14 protein-coding genes are annotated in these 20,811 nt (G+C 32.6%); 9 read left to right on the forward strand and 5 right to left on the reverse strand.

The annotated features are described in order from the left end of the window. The first annotated feature begins 165 nt into the window (after positions 1-165). The 3 genes from ACKTSU_RS13970 (at position 166) to ACKTSU_RS13980 (ending at position 2,935) form a co-directional block, all read left to right on the forward strand. Positions 166-1,926, forward strand: a complete 1,761-nt coding sequence (locus tag ACKTSU_RS13970) for a DUF4153 domain-containing protein (protein ID WP_408037124.1) — start codon at positions 166-168, stop codon at positions 1,924-1,926. Then, positions 1,916-2,632 carry a 3'-5' exonuclease gene (locus ACKTSU_RS13975; RefSeq protein ID WP_408037125.1) on the forward strand — a complete coding sequence of 239 codons (717 nt, stop codon included), beginning with the start codon at positions 1,916-1,918 and terminating at the stop codon, positions 2,630-2,632. Before ACKTSU_RS13970 ends, ACKTSU_RS13975 begins: the two co-directional genes overlap by 11 nt. A 105-nt stretch (positions 2,633-2,737) precedes the next feature. Next, positions 2,738-2,935 carry a hypothetical protein gene (locus ACKTSU_RS13980; RefSeq protein ID WP_408037126.1) on the forward strand — a complete coding sequence of 66 codons (198 nt, stop codon included), beginning with the start codon at positions 2,738-2,740 and terminating at the stop codon, positions 2,933-2,935. Between the two features lie 108 nt (positions 2,936-3,043). Here the strand turns inward: ACKTSU_RS13980 and ACKTSU_RS13985 are convergent, their stop codons facing one another. The 3 genes from ACKTSU_RS13985 to ACKTSU_RS13995 form a co-directional block, all read right to left on the reverse strand. Next, a complete protein-coding gene (locus tag ACKTSU_RS13985; RefSeq protein WP_408037127.1) occupies positions 3,044-4,912 on the reverse strand; it encodes an ABC-F family ATP-binding cassette domain-containing protein in 1,869 nt (622 codons plus the stop codon). A 77-nt stretch (positions 4,913-4,989) separates the two neighbouring features. After that, the gene (locus ACKTSU_RS13990) at positions 4,990-9,237 is read right to left on the reverse strand and encodes a GEVED domain-containing protein (protein ID WP_408037128.1); all 4,248 of its coding nucleotides are present in this window, start codon (positions 9,235-9,237) and stop codon (positions 4,990-4,992) included. A 221-nt stretch (positions 9,238-9,458) separates the two neighbouring features. After that, a complete protein-coding gene (locus ACKTSU_RS13995) occupies positions 9,459-12,155 on the reverse strand; it encodes a GEVED domain-containing protein (RefSeq protein ID WP_408037129.1) in 2,697 nt (898 codons plus the stop codon). 306 nt (positions 12,156-12,461) lie between these two features. Here ACKTSU_RS13995 and ACKTSU_RS14000 point away from each other — a divergent pair, with 306 nt between their 5' ends. Genes ACKTSU_RS14000 through ACKTSU_RS14025 form a run of 6 tightly spaced genes read left to right on the forward strand, consistent with a single transcriptional unit; the run spans position 12,462 to position 19,303 of the window. Further along, positions 12,462-14,123 carry an ABC transporter ATP-binding protein gene (locus ACKTSU_RS14000; protein WP_408037130.1) on the forward strand — a complete coding sequence of 554 codons (1,662 nt, stop codon included), beginning with the start codon at positions 12,462-12,464 and terminating at the stop codon, positions 14,121-14,123. A 55-nt stretch (positions 14,124-14,178) separates the two neighbouring features. Beyond that, a complete protein-coding gene (locus tag ACKTSU_RS14005) occupies positions 14,179-15,195 on the forward strand; it encodes a sugar nucleotidyltransferase (protein ID WP_408037131.1) in 1,017 nt (338 codons plus the stop codon). 58 nt (positions 15,196-15,253) lie between these two features. After that, the gene (locus tag ACKTSU_RS14010; RefSeq protein WP_408037132.1) at positions 15,254-16,228 is read left to right on the forward strand and encodes a tetratricopeptide repeat protein; all 975 of its coding nucleotides are present in this window, start codon (positions 15,254-15,256) and stop codon (positions 16,226-16,228) included. A 24-nt stretch (positions 16,229-16,252) separates the two neighbouring features. Continuing rightward, positions 16,253-17,020, forward strand: a complete 768-nt coding sequence (locus ACKTSU_RS14015) for a DUF4292 domain-containing protein (RefSeq protein WP_408037133.1) — start codon at positions 16,253-16,255, stop codon at positions 17,018-17,020. Continuing rightward, the gene (locus ACKTSU_RS14020) at positions 17,020-18,234 is read left to right on the forward strand and encodes a murein hydrolase activator EnvC family protein (protein WP_408037134.1); all 1,215 of its coding nucleotides are present in this window, start codon (positions 17,020-17,022) and stop codon (positions 18,232-18,234) included. The genes ACKTSU_RS14015 and ACKTSU_RS14020 overlap by 1 nt, the downstream gene beginning before the upstream one ends. A 34-nt stretch (positions 18,235-18,268) precedes the next feature. After that, a complete protein-coding gene (locus ACKTSU_RS14025) occupies positions 18,269-19,303 on the forward strand; it encodes an AI-2E family transporter (RefSeq protein WP_408037135.1) in 1,035 nt (344 codons plus the stop codon). 6 nt (positions 19,304-19,309) lie between these two features. Here ACKTSU_RS14025 and ACKTSU_RS14030 read toward each other — a convergent pair whose 3' ends face one another. Together ACKTSU_RS14030 and ACKTSU_RS14035 are read right to left on the reverse strand one after the other, a co-directional pair. After that, entirely contained in the window at positions 19,310-19,822 is a 513-nt protein-coding gene (locus ACKTSU_RS14030; protein WP_028891640.1) for an acyl-CoA thioesterase, read from the reverse strand. 60 nt (positions 19,823-19,882) lie between these two features. Next, entirely contained in the window at positions 19,883-20,782 is a 900-nt protein-coding gene (locus ACKTSU_RS14035) for an HU domain-containing protein (RefSeq protein ID WP_408037136.1), read from the reverse strand. Positions 20,783-20,811: the final 29 nt, after the last annotated feature.

A 20,811-nucleotide genomic window follows, 5' to 3' on the forward strand; every position in this document is an offset into this window, starting at 1 on the left:
ATATTATGTTACCCAAAAGTAATCATAAAATAATAAACCCTTGATACACATGCTTAACTTAACGTTCATTTAATATTTAATAAACTTTTCCTTAAAAAAACGCCTCATAAAGCACAATACTTTCCATTTTTTCTTTGTTTTTGTATATTTATAAAAAGAAATTCTATGAAACTCATACCCTCGCTTGGTGAAATAACTTCTAAGACAAAAGAAGCTTTTAAACGTTTTCCCATAACACTTTCTTGGGCAATTGTCGGTACATTATTTACTTTATTTGTAATCGAAAATGATACTTTTGATAATATTTCTACAGGAATAATTATTCTAATTTTTGCTTTAGGAATTAGTTGGTTGATAGCCACACGTTTTTTTCTAGAACAATTTAAAAAGAAAAATTATTGGGTATTTTTAATTACTCTTGGCTTCTTAATAGGTTTTTATTTTAGTATTGATATTGATACATATCGGATAGATAAAACTTCAATCATACGATTCTTTCTTTATTTTATAGCAGGTCATTTGTTTCTGATGATTGCTCCTTTTATAACAAAATGGAATAAATCGGCGTATTTTAATTATTTAAAAGCTGTTTTTATATCTATTGTTAGAAGCCTATTCTTTTCACTAATTCTTTATTTAGGAGTTGTATTAGCTTTGCTTGCTGTTAAACATTTGTTCAATGTTGATGTTAAGGGTGACCGTTTTTTACAAGTCTTTGTAATTTGTATAGGTATTGTAAACACATGGATTTACCTTTCTGATTTTCCAAAGGATATTCACAATCAACTTGCTATTAACTACACCAAGGCTTTAGAAGTTTTAGTAAAGTATATTTTAATTCCATTGGTTATTTTATACCTCATCATTTTATATGCATACAGTTTAAAAATTGTTATTAATTGGAATTTACCTAAAGGATGGGTTTCATACTTGGTAATTGCTTTGTCTTTTTTAGGTTTTATTGTTCAAACACTTATCAATCCTATTCAAAAAACAATTAACTCACGTGCTATTAGAAGATTTCACCCTTGGTTTTATTACTTGTTATTACCTTTAATCGGATTACTTTTTGTGGCTATTTTTAGACGTGTTAATGAATATGGAATTACCGAAAATCGCTATTTCGTACTTGTGCTTGCTTTCTGGATTTTAGCCATGACATTGTACATGATTTTTAGCAAACAACAAAGAATTAAAATATTCCCACTAAATCTAGCAATTATAACCTTGCTAGTTTCCTTCGGATTTTGGGGTGCTTTTTCTATATCTACTAAAAGTCAAGTTCAACGATTTGAAAAAGTGTACACCGATATTAAAAATACTGATTTTTCAACCACTTTTGAAAAGAAGAATCAACTCCGTTCTATTATTCGTTACCTAAATGAAAAAGACGAGCTAGAGAAGGTTGCAACAACCATAGGCTACAACCCTAAAACAACATTTAAAACTGAAAGTCATTGGCAACTACAAGAAAAATTAATGGATAGTTTAGATATTAAGGTAACAGATAATCCTGAGAAACCTTATAGAGCCTATTATTATAATTTGGATGATTTTAATATAACGTTAGATCTTAAAAACTATGATTTTTTAAAACGTTTGTACATCAATCTTCACGAAAATAAAAACTCTATAAATCAGTACCAACTTACTTTAACTGAAAGAAGTAATATTCTAAAAATTTCTACAGGAGAAGATTTAATAGGTGAAATCGACTGTACTGAAATGATTAAAAATCTTAAAAATCAAGAACTAAATTATAATTTACCCCTTGATTTAATGACCATTGAACAACATTTTGAAATGTTGAATGTAAAGCTTGTTTTTCAAAGTATTAGTTTATCCAAAATTGATGATAATACCTTAGAAGAATATTTATCTAACGCTACTATTTATGTTTTAATTAAAGAAAAAGATGCTGAATAAACTCAACTTACAAAACATTTTGTTTTTAGATATTGAAACCGTTCCAGAAGTAGAATTATTTACCGATTTATCTCCTGAAATGCAAGAGTTGTATGCGTTAAAAACGCAGTATCAGCGAAAAGATGAATTTACTCCTGAAGAGTTTTACCATCGAGCAGGTATTTGGGCAGAGTTTGGAAAAATTATCTGTATTTCTGTTGGTTATTTTGTAGAACGAAAAGGCGTAAATCAACTACGAGTTACTTCATTTTATGGCGATAATGAGCATAAACTTTTACTAGATTTTAAAAACCTGCTAGACACACATTTCAACCATCCAAACCATTTATTATGTGCGCATAATGGAAAAGAATTTGATTTTCCGTACATCGCACGACGCATGATTATCAATGAAATTGAACTACCTAACAAACTCAATTTATTTGGTAAAAAACCTTGGGAAGTTCCGCATTTAGACACCATGGATTTATGGAAGTTCGGCGATTATAAACATTACACATCCTTAAAGTTACTCACTGCTATTTTAGGAATACCGTCACCAAAACAAGATATTGATGGCAGTGAAGTTGCTAATGTTTATTACCTAGAAAAAGACTTATCTCGAATTGTTGAATATTGCGAACGCGATACCGTAGCAGTTGCACAACTCTTATTACGATTTTTGAACAAGCCTTTGATAGATGATGTAGATATTATAAAAGTTTAACTATATATTACTTATTTATTGATTATTTCTTTTAAGAATCATATAACATACTATTTAAATAACTTATATTTAAAACATTAACTAATTTTAAAAATAAATAACATAATGAAAAAAATCGATGTTAAAAACTGGAGAATTTTAGGCAAAGTGGAACAAAAATCAATTAATGGTGGTTATGCTAATAATTGCGAAACAGCTGATGATTGTTATGATCATACCGTAGAAGATGATGGTTCTGGTTGTTATACAATATTTAGTTGTCAACAATCTGTCTGCGTTCCGGGAGAGCTAAGATGTTATTAACATCCAATGAGGTAAATAGTAGTTTCTATCTTAACATGCTTAGAAACTACTATTTTTGTAACTAAGCATCTTTTTTGAATGTTTTAATAAGAAAAACTCACGCACTTTCTAATAATTATATCCCTCCAACTTCATTGAAAGTTCAAACCAGCGGTCTTCCTTTTCTTCTAAGCTCTCAATAATTTCTTGTAATTCAAGCGATTTTTCATTGATATCGTCCATTGCTATTTCTCCATTGGTAAATTGTTCTTCTAACTTCACCTTCTTTTTCTGCAACTTTTCAATATCAACCTCTAACTGACCAAACTCACGCTTTTCATTATAACTCAGCTTTCCTTTTTGAGGTGCTTTTTCTTGCTTTTCTGCAACTGTTTTCTCTTCTTTAGGTTCTGGTGGCAAAGAACTCTCATATGCTCTGTAATCCGAGTAATTTCCTGGAAAATTCTCTACTTCTCCTTCTCCTTTGAAAACAAACAATCCATCTACGATTTTATCCATAAAATAACGGTCGTGCGATACTACCATTAAATTCCCTGGGTAATCCAGTAAAAAGCTTTCTAATACATTTAGCGTTACCACATCTAAATCATTGGTAGGCTCATCAAGAATTAAAAAGTTAGGGTTTTGAATTAACACCGCACATAAATACAAACGCTTCTGCTCTCCTCCACTTAATTTCTCTACAAAATCGTGTTGCTTTTTTCGGTCGAATAAAAATCGTTCTAATAACTGGGCTGCAGAAATTCTTCTTCCTTTCGTTAACGGTATTTCTTCTCCAAATTCTTTAATGACTTCAATAACTTTCTGTCCTTCTTTTATTTGGATTCCTTTCTGCGTATAATACCCAAATTTTACAGTCTCTCCTACAATTACCTTCCCTCCATCAACAGGAATTTTACCCGTTAGTATGTTTAAAAATGAGGATTTTCCTGTTCCATTTTTTCCAATAATCCCAATACGTTCTCCTCGCTTAAAAACGTAGTCAAATCCGTCTAAAATAACCTTGTCGCCAAAATTCTTTTTCAGTTTATGAAGCTCTACTATTTTGCTTCCTAAACGTTCCATATTAATTTCTAACTGAACTTCGTGCTCCTTTCTTCGTTGATGTGCTTTTTCTTTGATTTGGAAAAAGTCATCAATACGCGATTTTGACTTAGTAGTACGTGCCTTTGGTTGACGACGCATCCAATCCAACTCTTTTTTAAACAAACTTTTCGCTTTGCTTAAATTGGTAGCTTCTAAAGCTAAACGCTCTTCTTTATTTTGAAGATAATATGAATAGTTCCCTTTGTATTTATAAAGCTTTCCGTTATCTAGTTCGATGATTTCATTACATACACGCTCTAAAAAATAACGATCATGCGTTACCATAAATAAGGTGATTTTTTCCTTTGCAAAAAAAGCTTCTAACCATTCAATCATTTCTAAATCTAAATGGTTCGTTGGCTCATCCAAAATTAGTAAATCTGGTTTGTTAATCAGAATAATTGCTAGTGATAATCGCTTTTTTTGTCCACCAGAAAGCTTCCCTACTTTTTGTGATAAATCATCTAGTTTTAACTTAGACAATATCTGTTTGTATTGCGTTTCAAAATCCCAAGCATTGTGTTGCTCCATCAACTCAAATGCTTTTTGATACTCTTCAGCATCATCTGGATTTTGTAGAGCTCTTTCGTACTTTTGAATTATAGGAAGAATTGTACTTTCTGTAGAAAAAATAGTTTCTTCAATAGTTAAATCAGGATTCAAGTCATCGTCTTGCGCTAAATACGCAATGTTAATTCCTTTTCGGCTAATAACTTGTCCTTCATCTGGTGTATCTTTTCCAGCAATAATGTTTAAAATAGAGGTTTTTCCACTACCGTTTTTTGCAACAAAGGCTATTTTCTGATCTTTATTAATTCCGAAGGAAATATCTTCAAACAACACTTTTTCACCATATGATTTTGCTATATTTTCTACTGATAGGTAATTCATCCTCTAAAATTTTATGCAAAGAAACGAAAAACCCAAGCAAAATAGCTTGGGTTTTATCAGAATAAAAGAATCTTCTTTTACTTCTTCATTAACTTAATCGTTTCCGATTTTTTACCATCATTAGCCTCTAATAAATAAACTCCATTCTTTAAGTTAGAGACATTTATAGTACCATTATTTGTTTTACCTTTCAAAATAACCTTACCAGTTGCGTTGGTTATTCTATAATTCACATTCTCGTTACTTCCGAATCTTACAGTAACATGATCTACAGCTGGGTTTGGATATGCTGTTAAACTCGATTTTGCTTCTTTATCTAATGGCTCAGCAAACGCATCACTTGTGCCTGAATTTGCTACTGAAGACGATGAATTAACAATATTAACTGTATAATCTTCCACTTCTCCATCTGCAAAAGTTTCACAAGCTGTTGATGCTCCGTTATATTTCATAGAAACACGCATTCTTGTTTGACCTAATAATGCAGTTGCTGGAATAGATATATTTGCTGATCTATTCGCTGCTGTACTAGAAGAACCTAAAGAAGTTTGTTCAGTACTTTCAAAAGTTCCATTACGGTTATAGTCAATCCAAACCGTGAAATACTCAGTATATGAAGAACCACTAAATCCTGCACTTACAATAATTTGATTCGTTGTTCCTTGAGTAACTGTTGCTATTTTGTTCGTAAAATCACCATATCCTCCATTTGCAGAAGTTGTATTAGTCATTCCTCCAAAAGAAACATAATCTATCCATTCGTAAGTAACTCTATTTCCTTTTGAAGTACAATAAGTAACAACATTATCTAATGTAGTAACATTTACTGTATTACTTGCTGAAGAAATATTTCCTGCAGCATCTTTTGCTTTTACTGAGAATGTATAAGCTGTATTAGCTGTTAACCCTGTTACGTTGTAAGATGTTGTTGTAACAGTTGTTAACTTAGTTGCTCCTTGATATACATCATATCCTGTAACACCTACATTATCTGTTGATGCTGTCCAAGATAAAGTTAATGTAGTTTGTGCAACGTTTGATGAAGCTAAACTACTAGGTGCTGTTGGTGCTTGAGTATCAGCTACAGCAGCTGTAATATTTACTGTGTAATCTTCTACTTCACCATAAGAGAATGATGCCTCACAAGCTGTTGGTGTTGCATTATACTTCATAACGATTCTCATTCTTGTAGCTCCATCTACCGCTGAACTAGGTACCGTAAACGATGTACTTACAGGAGTATCTTTCGATTTAGCTTTTGTCCAAACCGTTTCTCCAGCATCAGAAAAATCACCATCTTGGTTGTAATCAATCCAAACTCCGTACCCTTCGTCGTATTTCGTTCCTGTCCAAGTTGGTGTGATCGTAATTGTGTTTGATTTTCCTTTTTCTAAATCGGTAGAAATTCCAGTATGGTCAGAGTATCCATTTCCTCCTCCTGAAGAATTATCGATACTTCCTAACTGAACTCTTCCAATATATTCATCTGAAACACTGTTCCCTTTAGAGGTACAATACGTAACTGTTGCTGCTGTAGTAGTAGCATTTGCTGTATTACTTACTGCTGAAATATTTCCTGCAGCATCTTTTGCTTTAACAGTAAATGCATATGCTGTACTTGCTGTTAAACCTGTTACGTTATATGAAGTTGTTGTTGAACTTCCTATTTTAGTTGTTCCTTGATATACATCATACCCTGTAACACCTAAGTTATCTGTTGATGCTGTCCAATTTAACGTTAAGCTTGTTGCTGTTATAGAACTTGCAGCTAAACTAGTTGGAGCTGTTGGTGCTTCAGTATCGGCAGCTGCATTACTTGTAAATGAACCTGTAAACACTCCTCTACCATATGTAGATGCAATTACTTTATTAGTAACATGGTCTCCACTTACGTTCCAGTAATCAAATGAAGTAACACTAACATCGCTCATTCCATTATAAGCTTGATTCCAATTAGGGTTTGCATCATTAAAGTTAGATGTTGACCAAACTCCTAATTGTGTTGCTAAAATAACTTCTGTTCTATCTAATGGATTTTGTAAAATATCTCTTACAGGAATATTTGGTAGGTTTCCTTCTTTACTCACCCAATTCGCTCCTCCATCTGAAGTAGCCCAAACACTTGTTACTCCATAGTTATGTATTGTTACAAAAATATCATTTTCTGTAGCTCCGAATCTTACTGAAGATACTGAACCAACAAAAGGTGTATTTATGTTTGACCATGTAGCATTAGAATTAGTAACGTTTGTTAACTTTAATAGTTTACCGTTTGCCAATCCTACAAACCATGCATTATTTGTAAAAGGAGATGCTTGAAAAGCTGTTGGGCTTGCATCTAATAATGCATTTGTTATGTTTCCTTTTGAATTTGATGCTACATTAATACTTAAAATTGAGTTAGCTGTACTTGTAGATGCATTAGATAATAAGCGATTAGCATCATTATCATACCCCATCGGATTTACAAAATCTCCTGTGTTTTGGTCACTTGATAATGTTGTTGCTCCTCCTTGTTGTCTACCTAAACCATTCCAAGGTAAGCTGAATCTATATATTACGTTGTTTACATAGGTTGCAATCATATAGTCTCCATCTTTATCAACGAAAGTATAGAACCCATCACCATCGCTTAATTCAGTTGAACTATTAACTCCTGCTACTGCATTTCTAAATGCTTGTGTACCGTTATCTTGCGCTCCTGCACTAAAAATTCCATTAACATCACCTGCTCCGTCAGGACCAATTCCTGCTTTTACAAACTGAGTTACATTGTATCCTTTATTTCTTACGCTAATTGTACTTCCAGCATTTCCTGAATAATAGATTCCTCCATCGTTACCGAATAATATTTTAGAAGAGTCATTATTTCCAAAAGCCATCGAGTGTTGATCTGCATGAACATTTTGATGACCAAAACCTCCGTACCAATGTGATAATTGAGACCAAGAAGAACCTCCATTTGTTGTTTTAAATAAATCGATACCTCCAACATACACTATATTGTCATTTGTTGGGTCTGCTTCAATTACTAAATCATAAAATGCTTGCCCACGACAAAAATCATTTGCTGCAATTCCTGTGTCTGCATCATTTGGTAATGATGTTGCACTTGCTGTTGAAAAAGCATTCGTTGTTTTATAAATATGAACAGGTGCAGTACTTGTTGTCCCTTGTGTTAATGCATAAATCTTATTTGCATCGGTAGCAGAAGGTTCAATTTCAACTCTATTAGATTCTGTTAGAGGTGAAGCTGCTGCTTCTGTCCAAGTACCTCCATTTGTAGAGCTAAATACTCTACCTCCACCTTCTCCTAGAGCAGAAGCAATGGTTCCCATCCATAGCGTATTATTTGCACTTACTTCTAAGTCATTAGCTATATAATAATAGTCTTTTCCACCGAAGGCATACTTCATATTGGCAGATTCTATTCTGTTCCATGTAGCTCCATTATCTGTAGAGCGGTACAATCCTGCAGACTGTAACCCTAACCAGTTTCTAGGACTAGAAGAGTCTCCATATACATGTGCTCCAACTGCAACAAATAATTCTGTTGAAGCCCCATTATCCCATGCTAACACATCGTTTACATAATGAATTCCAGATAAAAAAACATTACTTGCATTGTAGTTAATAATTGCATCTCCTGCAGCTGGTATATTAACTGCATTCCATGTTGTACCTCCATCAGTAGTCACATATACTCCATTTCCTACTACATCACCAGCTGTATATTGTTCTCCTGTACCTACATACCATCTATTTGAGTTTCTTGGGTCTACAGTAATAGAAGTTACAGATAAGTTTCCTGGTACATTTTGTACTCTTGTCCATTGCGAGTTGGCATTACTAATATTAGTGTTTTTCCATAAACCTCCACTTACTCCACCAGCATATACGGTATTGTTTGTAGCGTCATTTGGATCAAATAAAACAACTCTTGTACGACCTCCTACATTATTAGGTCCTCTTTCTGTCCATGAATTTCCATTGTCTCCAGGATTTTTTTGTTGTGCTCTTTTTTTCAACAGGTCTTCTCTCAATCCTGCTAAACTTCCATCTTCCATTTTTCCTGTAGCTGGATTCATGGTAAGTAATTGCATTTGATCAAAATACCTATTAGGTGGTAACCCTCTAAGTTTTCTTTCTTTTTTTCCCCATTTTAACGATTCATTTAAAGGACTTTCATTTAAAAAAGTACTATGTATTTTACGTCTTTCAGCTAACTTATCAGCAATATCTTGCTTCTTAAGGTAGTCTGAACCAATTATTGAAACTGCTGCTATAGACAGACCTCCAATTAAAAATTTAAATTTGTTGTTCACTTGAGTTAATTTAATTAAATAATTTGTTGTTTCCTTTCTAGCATTTTTTCACCTTACCTTTTCTTTCTTAATAAATTATCATTGAACTTTTAGTTATCACTTTTCATTTAGTTTTTTGTAAAGTGTGTTTGATTGATTAAGGAGTTCTATTAAATTTAAACTACGCAGAAAGCCTGAGTGAATAAATCACTCAGACTATTATTTTTATTATTTAAAAAAACTTACTTTTTAAGTAACTTAGTTTTTAAGACTTTTTGACCATCATTTACTTCTAAAATGTACACTCCTTTTTTCAAGTTAGAAGTGTTAATATTTGATGAATCTAAACGACCTGTTTTAATAACTCTACCAATAGAGTTTACAATTTTATAGGTCATATTTTCAGCTTGAGAAGCTAATTTAACTTGTACAAAGTCAGCAGCTGGGTTTGGATATACAGATAAATTAGAATTACTTTCATTTCCTAATCTTTCTCCACCAACACTAACAGGGTTTTCTAGTCTTGCACTTGAAACAATATTTACCGTATAATCTTCTACTTCTCCATAAGTAAATGTTTCACATGAACTTTGTGAAGCATTATACTTCATAGATACACGCATTCTTGTTGTTCCTAATGTAGCTCCAGATGGCACAGCTACTGTTGACGTTAAGTTTCCTGCACTTGATGAAGAACCTGTAACTACTTTCTCACTACTTTCAAAAGTTCCATTCTGGTTAAAGTCAATCCAAACTGCCCAATATTCTGTATATGAAGAGCTGCTAAATCCTGCGCTTACAACCATTTGATTTGAACTTCCTTGAGTTAATGTTGCTGTTTTTGAAGTAAAATCAGCATATCCACCATTGTTTCCTGTTGCATTAGTCATTCCTCCTAATTCAACATTATCAATCCATTCGTATGAAGAATTGTTTCCTTTTGAATCACAGTATGAAACTGAATTCGATAAAGTTGTTACGTTTATTGCACTACTAGAAGCTGAAATATTTCCTGCTGCATCCTTTGCTCTTACTGAGAAAGTATAGGTAGTCGCTGCTGTTAATCCTGTTACATTAGTTGTAGTTCCTGTTACAGAACCAATATTTGTAGCTCCTTGGTAAACATCATAACCTGTTACTCCAACATTGTCAGTAGATGCTGACCAGTTTAATGTTAACGAAGTTTGTGCTACACTAGATGCAGCTAAACTTGTTGGTGCTGTTGGTGCAGTTGTATCTGGTGTTCCTGCTCCGATTACTACTGTATAATCTTCTACTTCACCATAAGAAAATGAAGCTTCACAAGCTGTTGGTGTTGCATTGTATTTTAAAACTATACGCATTCTTGTTGCTCCATCTGTAGCAGAAGCTGGTACTGTAAAAGATGTACTAACTGGTGTATCTTTTGATGCTGCTTTTGTCCAAACAGTTTCTCCTGAATCAGCAAAATCTCCATCTTGATTATAATCAATCCAAACACCATATCCTTCGTTATATGTTGTTCCTGTCCATGTTGGTGTAATAGTAATAGTATGAGAGGTTCCTTTTGCTAAATTTGTTGAGATAGCTGTATGGTCTGAATAACCATTTCCACCTCCAGTACTATTATCAATAGTTCCTAATTGTACTCTTCCAATATATTCATCAGAAACACTATTTCCTTTTGAAGAACAATAAGTAATAGTAACTGCTGGAGTAGTAAAAGTTGAAGAGGTACTATAAGCTGAATTTGATCCGTCTGAACATTTACTACGTACTTGTACTTCGTATTGAGTAGAAGCTGATAATCCACTTAAAGAGGTTGAAGTTCCAGAAACCGCATTGGTTGTCCATGATGATGATGAAGTTGCTTTGTACCTTACATCATAGGTTGCTCCTGAAACAGCTGTCCAAGACACTGATGCTCCTGAAGAAGTAACACTAGAAACAGTTACTCCTGTTGGTACTGTTGCTGTACATGAAGTAGATCCTCCTGTTTTATCAGATAACGCTAAACTTCTACGTACTCCTCCCGATTCTAAAACAGCACGCATTCTGTTTTTTTGTCCTAAAGTAAATAGGTTCATACAAGTATCATCTGAGTAATCCATGTAGTTTTCAACCATATCTAATGATCCACAAGAAGAATGACTTGTAGCACAACCGTAGTTTGCAGCGTCTGACTCTGGAGTGTCAGAAACAAAATCATCAACACCACAAGCACCATCACCCCAGATGTGTCTAAGGTTTAAAAAGTGGCCTACTTCGTGTGTTGTTGTTCTTCCTTTATCAAATGGAGCAGATAAATAGAATCCTGAACCTTTACTTGAACTACCGAAATATTGTGGACTCATAACAACTCCGTCAGTAGCTGCGCTACCTCCAGGAAACTGAGCATATCCTAAGATACCTCCACCAATATTACATACCCACATATTAAGGTATTCCGAAGTATCCCATGGATCTACTCCTCCTTGTGATGATTTTTTCATCGCATCACTGGTTCCCCATGAAGTTTTAGATGATGATTTTCTTGTAATACCATTGGTTGGATTACCACTTGGATCTACCTGAGCTAAATAAAATTCTATTTCTGTATCAGCTGCTTGAGACCATTTTGTTGTTTTGTCTGGGTTGGTTCTTCTGTAATCTTCATTTAAAACATCTATTTGAGACTGAATTTGTGCTACACTGATGTTTTCTTGTGAACTGTTGTAAATAACATGTACAACTACTGGAATTTGAATAGTATTTCCTACTATTTTTCCTTGGTAGTTCTTCTTTTCTGCAATTCTTTTTTGAGTAAAAGACTCAATTTCTTGCATTTTGTTTTTTAAAGAAGGATTAAGAGATTGTCTGTACTCAAGATTTTCCATTGAGTGACAGTTTCTTTTTTCTTGGGCATACGAAGCACCAACAAAAAATAAGCACAGAAGTGCTAGGGTAATTTTGTTTTTCATTTTTGAAGGGTTTATTATGTTAATTAAACTAATTGAGAGCTATTTAATTACTCTAAAAATAACTCTTAATTTTTTGTTAAATCATTGACAAATATATAAAAAAACATAAAAAATAATACATTTAAAATAATTAACTTGCTGTTTTTGTTTATATTATAAAGCCTAAACCCTTATTTTTCCTAGTAAAACACTAGGCTTAGTATCAACTATTTATTTTGCTTTCATTATCAACAAATTAACTTATGATTTACTTTTCTAGAAAGATTTGAAAAATTTTAATTGTACTTTTATTAAAATTTAGGATAGATGCTTGTTGTTAAAAATTTAGAAATCTCTTTTAAAAATACACCTTCAGTTGTTCAAGGTATTTCTTTTGAACTCAAAAAAAATAAAACATTGGGTATCGTAGGAGAGAGTGGTAGTGGAAAATCGATAAGTTCTTTGGCTATTTTAGGATTACTTCCTAAAACAGCTACTATAAAAGGCGAATTGTTTTTTAATCAACAAAATGTACTAGAGTTTAACGAAGCAGATTTTCAAAAAATAAGAGGAAATCAAATCGCTATGATTTTTCAAGAACCAATGAGTTCTTTAAATCCGACGTTAACTTGTGGCGTTCAAGTGGCTGAAATTTTGCAACAGCACACGCAACTATCTTCCAAAGAAATTAAAGAAGAAGTGATTTCTTTATTTTCAAAAGTAAAACTTCCAAGACCAGAAGCTATTTACAATTCGTATCCGCACCAAATAAGTGGTGGACAAAAACAACGGGTTATGATTGCAATGGCAATTGCTTGTAAACCTCAACTTTTAATTGCAGATGAACCTACCACAGCGTTGGATGTAACGGTGCAAAAAGAAATAATTTTATTACTGAAAGAGTTGCAGCAAGAATTCGGTATGGGTATTATTTTTATTTCTCACGATTTAGCGTTAGTTTCTGAAATTGCAGATAATGTCGTGGTAATGCACAAAGGAAAATTGGTTGAAAAAGGGAGTGCTAATCATGTTTTTTTGCATCCAAAGGAAAGTTATACAAAAGCTTTAATCAATTCGAAACCCAACACAAAAAAACGACTAAAAACCTTACCTACGGTTAGCGATTTTATCAACGATACGATTGATTCAACAGTGTATACAGATGAAGAGCGCACTACTTTTCATCAAAAAATTTACAACAGACCCCCATTATTAGAAATTGTCAATTTACATAAAGATTTTATCAGCAATGCTTTATGGTGGTCAAAACCAACAGTAGTAAAAGCAGTAAATGATGTGTCATTTAAAATTTATGAAGGTGAAACTTTAGGGCTAGTAGGAGAGAGCGGTTGCGGAAAAACGACCTTGAGCAGAACAGTTTTACAGCTAGAAAAAGCCACTTCGGGAAGTATTCTATATAACGGAACAGATATTACTAAACTCTCTAGAAGCGACTTTAAAAAACTTCGAAAAGAAATTCAAATTATATTTCAAGACCCTTTTTCTTCATTAAATCCTAGAATTGCTGTTGGAAATGCAATTTTAGAACCGATGAAAGTTCATAACATCTTAAACTCTAACAAAGAGCGAAAAGAATACGTATGTAACTTGTTAGAAAAAGTAGGGTTGGAGGCAACGCATTTTAATCGTTATCCACATGAATTTTCTGGTGGACAACGTCAACGTATAGGAATTGCTCGTGCTATAGCTTTACAACCAAAACTAATTATTTGTGACGAATCGGTTTCAGCTCTGGATGTATCGGTACAAGCACAAGTTTTGAATTTATTGAATCAGTTAAAAACAGAGTTTAACTTCACTTATATTTTTATTTCTCATGATTTATCCGTTGTAAAATATATGGCAGATCAATTAGTAGTGATGAACAAAGGTAGAGTAGAAGAAATAGCTGATGCTGATGAGATTTACCAACATCCGAAGACAAAATACACACAAACGCTAATTAACGCCATACCAAAAGGATTATAACTTTTTTCACTGCGTTATTAATGGTATATTGCACCGTTAAAACGAAAAGAAAATTATGAAGATTATAGTACCAATGGCTGGAATTGGGTCTCGTTTAAGACCACATACTTTAACAACTCCTAAGCCACTAACGGTTATAGCTGGTAAATCAATTGTACAACGATTAGTAGAAGATATTACTTCTGTTGTAGATCAACCTATTGAAGAAATTGCTTTTATAATCGGACCTGCTGCCAAAGGTTTTCCTGCAGATACTAAAGATAAATTAATAAAAATAGCTGAAAATTTAGGTGCTAAAGGTTCAGTATATGTTCAAGAAGAAGCATTAGGAACAGCACATGCTATTTACTGTGCTAAAGAATCATTAGGCGGTTCGTGCGTAGTCGCTTTTGCAGATACTTTATTTAAAGCAGATTTTACTTTAGATGCTAATGCTGATGGAGCTATTTGGGTAAAACAAGTAGAAGATCCTAGTGCTTTTGGAGTAGTAAAATTAAAAGATGGTTTTATTACTGATTTTGTTGAAAAACCTAAAGAATTTGTCTCAGACTTAGCTATTATAGGTATTTACTATTTTAAGGATGCTAATAAATTACTAGATGAGATTAACTATTTAATTGATAACGACATTAGACCTTCTGGTGAGTATCAGTTAACAGAAGCTTTAGAAGCGTTAAAACAAAAAGGAGCTAAGTTTATTCCTGGTAAAGTAAGTACTTGGATGGATTGTGGTAAAAAAGATCCAACAGTAGATACTAACAAACTTGTATTAGGATTTGAACAAGCTGATGGCAACAATTTAGTATCAGAAGACGTTGTATTAGAGAATGCTGAAATTATTCAACCTTGTTATGTTGGAAAAAATGTAGTGTTGAAAAATACTAAAATTGGTCCTTATGTTTCAATTGGTGAAAATAGTGTGATTGAAAACTCAACTATTACCAACTCACTAATTCAAACAAATGTGCATATTTCAAATGCAAATTTAGATAATGCCATGATTGGAAATCATGCGAAATACAATGCAAATTATACATCGGTAAGTATAGGTGATTATACAGAGCTTACATAAATTTTTAAAAGAGGAAAGGTTAAAGGTTTTAGGCAAATGGGATAACCTTTGTTATAATGTGCCTTTTATTAAAAAGAGAGAAGAGAGAGTTTTTCTGTCTTTCTTCTTTCTTCTTTTTACTTTCTCCTTTTACCTTTCACCTCAACACCTTAACGCTCAAGACAGTATTCCTGCTGCTGTGGATGTTAATGAAAGGAACAATTTTGAGTTTCAACAACACTTTTTCAGAGCTCTTTCAGATAAGGCTATTTTCAATTATAAAAATGCGATTGAACATTTAGAAAAGTGTAATAAAATACTTCCTAATAATACCGCTGTTTTATTTGAGCTTTCAAAAAACTATACACAATTAGGCAGAAACCCTGAGGCTTTAAACTACATTGATATGGCTTTAACTAACGATCCTAGTAATTTATGGATGTTAGAACATAAAGTCACCATTTTAAGAAAGCTTGCTAATTTTGAAGATGCTATAATCACACAACAAAAAATTGTAGAAAAGCATCCTAAGAAAAAACAAGTATTGGTTTATTTACATCTTCAAAACAAAGATGTTGAAGCTGCAAAAACTGTCTTATCTGAATTAAGAGAGGCAAAATTATTAAACGCTCAATTGCGTAAAATAGAGGAAAACTTAACTGCTCGTACGGTAAAAGTAGTTGCCTCAAATAAAATATCTGAAAATATCGATGCTAAATCGCTTTTTGAAAAAGAAAAGTCATTTGTTAATTTAAAAACCTTACTAGATGAATTGGCTACCGAAAAAAATTCTGATTTATTAAAGTACAGTGAAGAAGGATTAACCCTTTTTCCAGCGCAACCTTTCGTGTACTTAATGAATGGTAAAGCATACAATGACAACAAAAACTTTAAAAAAGCATTGGTAAGCTTACAAAACGGCATTGATTTTGTTATTGACAATAACGAAATAGAAGCAAAGTTTTATTTAGAAATGGCAAGGTCTTATCATGGGTTGAACGATATTAAAAAATCAAATTCTTACAAGAATAAAGCTGCCAAAATTTTAAAATAAAACTAACATCGTTAGTATAAATTTATGAGATATATCACTCTTTTACTTATCGTATTATTAAGTATTACTTCATGTAAGTCTACAAAAAACGTTACTAGTAGCACTGCTATTAAAGAACTTTCTGCGCGAAAAGTTGCTAAAAAACATAGCTCTGCAAACTTTGATAAAGAAACGGTAGACGCTAGGTTAAAGGTTAACTATAAAGACAACAGAGAAAATGTTGGTTTTTCTGTTCGTATGAAAATTAAAAAAGATGAGGTTATTTGGTTGAAAGGATCTAAAATGATTACTGTTTTTAAAGCTAAAATTACCCCAACTAGAGTACAATTTTATTCTCCTTACAAAAAGAACTTTTTTGATGGAGATTTTTCCATGTTGAAAGAACTGTTAGGTACCGATATTAACTTTCAGCAATTACAAAACATGTTGTTAGGCGAAGCTTTGGTTGATGTAAAATCGGAACGTCAAGAAGTAGCTATTCACGATAATTCATATCAATTATCACCAAAAAAACAATCGGAATTGTTCGATTTGTTTTTTTACATCAACCCTTTACATTTCAAACTGAACAAACAATCGGTTATAAATCCGCTAAAAAACCAACGCTTAGATATTAGTTATCCTAAATATTCTAAAAAAAATAGTACTTTATTCCCTGAAAAAATCAACATACAAGCCAAAGAAAATAATAAGTTTACTATTATTGATATTCATACGCGTTCGGTTGAATACAACACGAAATTAAATGTAGATTTTACTATTCCTAACGGATATAAAGAAATTCAATTATAATGAAACACACTGTTTATTACATCTTTTTATGCCTGTTTTTTATGGGACTTTCTTCTTTTGGTCAAAGTAGAAAAGAACTTGAGAATAAGCGAAAAAAACTTCAAAATGAAATACAGCAGGTTAACAGTCTTATAATTAAAACCAATAAGAAGAAAAGCAACGCTTTAGACGATTTAAAAGATTTAAGCCAAAAAATTACAGTACGTGAGCGCTTAATTGAAACAATAGAGTTAGAGTCGAAAGCTTTGTCTTTAGAGATAAGATCAAACGAAAAAGAGCTTAAAAAATACAACGATGAATTGGCTAAATTAAAAGCTGATTATGCTGATATGGTTGTAAAATCATACAAAAGTAAATCGCAACAAAGTAAAACCATGTTCTTACTTTCTTCTGAAAGCTTTTATCAAGCTTACAAGCGTTTAAAATACATGCAACAATACAGTGATTTTAGAAGAAAACAAGGTGAAGAAATTGTTGTAAAAGCTAAAGAAATAGAGCAATTAAACGATTCGTTAATTGTACAAAAAAAATCAAAAGAGGCTTTACTTTCTGATGAGAAAAATCAGAAAAAAGAAATTGAAGAAGACAAGAAAGATCAAGAACAACTGATTTCAAAAATTAAAAAGGAAGAGAAAAAATATAAAAACGAACTACAACAAAAGCAAAAAGAAGAAAAAAGAATTGCTGCTAAAATAGACAAGTTAATTAGAGACGCTATTGCCAAAGCCAATGAAGGTAAAAAAACCGATAAAGGTAAAACGAGTAGTTCTGGCTTTATTTTAAATGCTGAAGAAAAAGCCTTATTAGCTAATTTTGAACAAAACAAAGGAAATCTTCCTTGGCCAGTTAGTGGTATTATTACCAGAAAATATGGAGTGCAACCACACCCAACATTTCCTGGAATCAAAATTAACAGTCACGGATTGTATATCGCAACCAAAGCTGGTACCGATGTAAAAAGTATTTTTAACGGAAAAGTATTAGTAATTCAAATACATCCTGATGGTAAAAAATCTGTTTTAGTACAACACGGTAACTATATTTCTGCTTATAACAAACTAAAAGAAGTGTATGTTAACAAAGGTGATGCTGTAAAAACAGGCGATAAATTAGGAAAAGTTTTTACCGATAAAGTTACGGGTAAAACACAGCTTAGTTTTATGCTGTATAAAAACAAAGATCGATTGAATCCTTCACAGTGGATTCGTTCATAGTAATTTATGAAACGAACATTAAAAATTTAAACGTGTGAAAAACGCAGCCAACTTTATCATTGTAACCGTAGCTATTTTAACTACACTGGTTATTGGAAAAGGGATTTTAATTCCGTTTATTTTTGCGCTTATTTTTTGGTTTTTAACACGTGAAATTCGAAAAACTATCTACAAAATTCCTTTTGCAAAACGTTTTATTCCTTTTTGGTTGAGCAATGTCTTTGTGTTTACACTAATAGTTTTAGGTTTTGGTTTTGTTTCTGAAATTATTACCAATAGTATTTCGAATTTAACCACTTCGTATTCAAAATACGAACCTAATATAGGTGCTATTATAAACCGTTTAGATGCCTATTTTCATATAGATATTATTAAATCATTACAATCGGTTGTTGGAGATTTCGATTACGGGTCAGTTTTAGGTGATATAGCGAACGGAATTAGTAGTTTGTTGGGTGATACCTTTATGATTATTATTTATGCCTTATTTATCTTTTTAGAAGAAAGTAATTTCAAACTAAAACTACAACGTGTTTTTACACATCAAGAAGGTAACTCCAAAAGTTTCCAGTCTATCTTAAAAAAAGTAGAGACCTCAATTTCTAGCTATTTAAGATTGAAAACCTATGTAAGTTTATTAACTGGTATCTTAAGTTATTTTGTTTTATTAATGGTGGGTGTAGATGGTGCACCCTTTTGGGCATTTCTTATCTTTTTACTGAATTATATACCAACTATCGGTTCTTTAGTAGCAACGGCTTTTCCTGCAATATTTAGCTTAATACAGTTTGGTGAGTTTACTCCTTTTTTAATTGTTTTAGTTGGAGTAGGAGCTATACAAGTAGTCGTAGGAAATGTTGTAGAACCTAAAGTTTTTGGAAAATCGCTAAACTTAAGCCCGCTAGTTACCATTCTTTCACTAGCTGTTTGGGGAGAAATATGGGGAATTACAGGTATGATACTTTCGGTACCTATTACCGTAATTATGATTATTATCTTTTCTCAGTTTGAAAATACAAAAAACATTGCCATTTTCTTATCTGAAAGTGGCAATGTAGATGATATATAAGTGGTTTTAATCCATGAAAATAGATTTTAGCTCTATGGCTTCCTTAGGATCCATTTTACCTGCTAAAACTAAACTTAATTGCTTTCTACGTAAAGCAGCTTCATATCGTTTTTTCTCTAATTCTGTTTCTGGTTCAATTTGTGGAATTGGTACAGGCTTTCCCGTTTCATCAACTGCTACAAACGTGTAAATTCCTTCGTTTACTTTTGTTTTCTCACCAGATTGACGGTCTTCAATCCAAACATCAACATAAATCTCCATTGAAGATTTAAACGCACGAGAAACTTTTGCTTCTAAGGTAACTACACTTCCTACAGGAACTGATTTTGAAAAAGCTACGTGATTTACAGAGGCTGTTACTACAATTCTTCTCGAATGACGGCGTGCAGCAATACTACAAGCTCTATCCATACGAGCTAATAACTCTCCTCCAAAAAGGTTGTCTAAATAATTGGTTTCTCCTGGTAATACAAGATCGGTAAGTACCGTTAACGATTCGCTAGGTGTTTTTGCTCTCATCAATTACATTTTGTTGCAAAGATACAGCAAGAAAAAAACCTACCTAATAATAAATTGGGTTTATTTAGCCAACAACCAAGCGTCTTCGCTTACCTTTTCTTTGATGATTTCTAAGGCTTTTCTAGCTTCTTCTTTGGTTGCATAACTAGCAAAAGCTACTTGAGTTAATCCATACTTGTTTTTTCCAAGAATTGTAGCTTCATACCCTTTACTTTCTAACTCTGCTAATTTGTTTTCAGCATTGTGTACATCTTGAAAAGCGCCTGCAATAATATGAAAATTCTTAGCCTCTTTGCTAACGTTTAAATTAATCGTTGGTAACGGATTCTCAATCACAAAAGTAGCCGATTGAATTTTCTTTTGTACCGACTCTTCCTGATTAGCCAATAATTCTTGCTGTTGTTGATTCTGAATTCCATTCCAACCTACATAGGCAACTCCAACAAATACTGCAGCTGCAGCAGCTCTTCTGATATATAAAGGAATCATTTTGCTTTTCTCTTCAGAAACAACAGACAATGGTTTTACAGTTACTTCTTTTACTCTCTCTACTGAAGGAGTAACAACCTCTGCTAATCCGAAAGATGCTGTTAAGAAATTACTTGTAAGGTTTGGTTCAAAAACTACTTGACCAGCTTCGTTTAATGCTAAACTTCCAACTGACGCAACTTCTACTGAAGTCGTTTTTAAGTTTTTATTCCACTCTACAACTGCACTTGCAATAAAAGTAGTAGCTTCTTCAAAAGAAATATTCTTATCAGAAGCAATATAGTTAGCCAATAACCCATCATTATGCTGTAAATACGCATTAAATGTCAATTGTTTTTTTGGTGGATAAAAAGTGTGAGTATTAGTATTTACCCTTGCACCAATGGTGTTGGTTACAAATCCTCCAAAATTAGGAACAATTACGCAGTCGTATCTATATAATAAATCGTTGATGTAGTTGGCTAATGTCATAAGAACAAATATAGCTTTTTCAATGTATA

Origin of the sequence: Tenacibaculum aestuarii, from assembly GCF_964510395.1 — a bacterium.
GTDB classification, from domain to species: domain Bacteria; phylum Bacteroidota; class Bacteroidia; order Flavobacteriales; family Flavobacteriaceae; genus Polaribacter; species Polaribacter aestuarii.

Coding starts and splice junctions, on each gene's coding strand:
- ACKTSU_RS13970 (WP_408037124.1), top strand. CDS start 166: ATGAAACTCATACCCTCGCTTGGTGAAATAACTTCTAAGACAAAAGAA.
- ACKTSU_RS13975 (WP_408037125.1), top strand. CDS start 1,916: ATGCTGAATAAACTCAACTTACAAAACATTTTGTTTTTAGATATTGAA.
- ACKTSU_RS13980 (WP_408037126.1), top strand. CDS start 2,738: ATGAAAAAAATCGATGTTAAAAACTGGAGAATTTTAGGCAAAGTGGAA.
- ACKTSU_RS13985 (WP_408037127.1), bottom strand. CDS start 4,912: ATGAATTACCTATCAGTAGAAAATATAGCAAAATCATATGGTGAAAAA.
- ACKTSU_RS13995 (WP_408037129.1), bottom strand. CDS start 12,155: ATGAAAAACAAAATTACCCTAGCACTTCTGTGCTTATTTTTTGTTGGT.
- ACKTSU_RS14000 (WP_408037130.1), top strand. CDS start 12,462: ATGCTTGTTGTTAAAAATTTAGAAATCTCTTTTAAAAATACACCTTCA.
- ACKTSU_RS14005 (WP_408037131.1), top strand. CDS start 14,179: ATGAAGATTATAGTACCAATGGCTGGAATTGGGTCTCGTTTAAGACCA.
- ACKTSU_RS14015 (WP_408037133.1), top strand. CDS start 16,253: ATGAGATATATCACTCTTTTACTTATCGTATTATTAAGTATTACTTCA.
- ACKTSU_RS14020 (WP_408037134.1), top strand. CDS start 17,020: ATGAAACACACTGTTTATTACATCTTTTTATGCCTGTTTTTTATGGGA.
- ACKTSU_RS14030 (WP_028891640.1), bottom strand. CDS start 19,822: ATGAGAGCAAAAACACCTAGCGAATCGTTAACGGTACTTACCGATCTT.
- ACKTSU_RS14035 (WP_408037136.1), bottom strand. CDS start 20,782: ATGACATTAGCCAACTACATCAACGATTTATTATATAGATACGACTGC.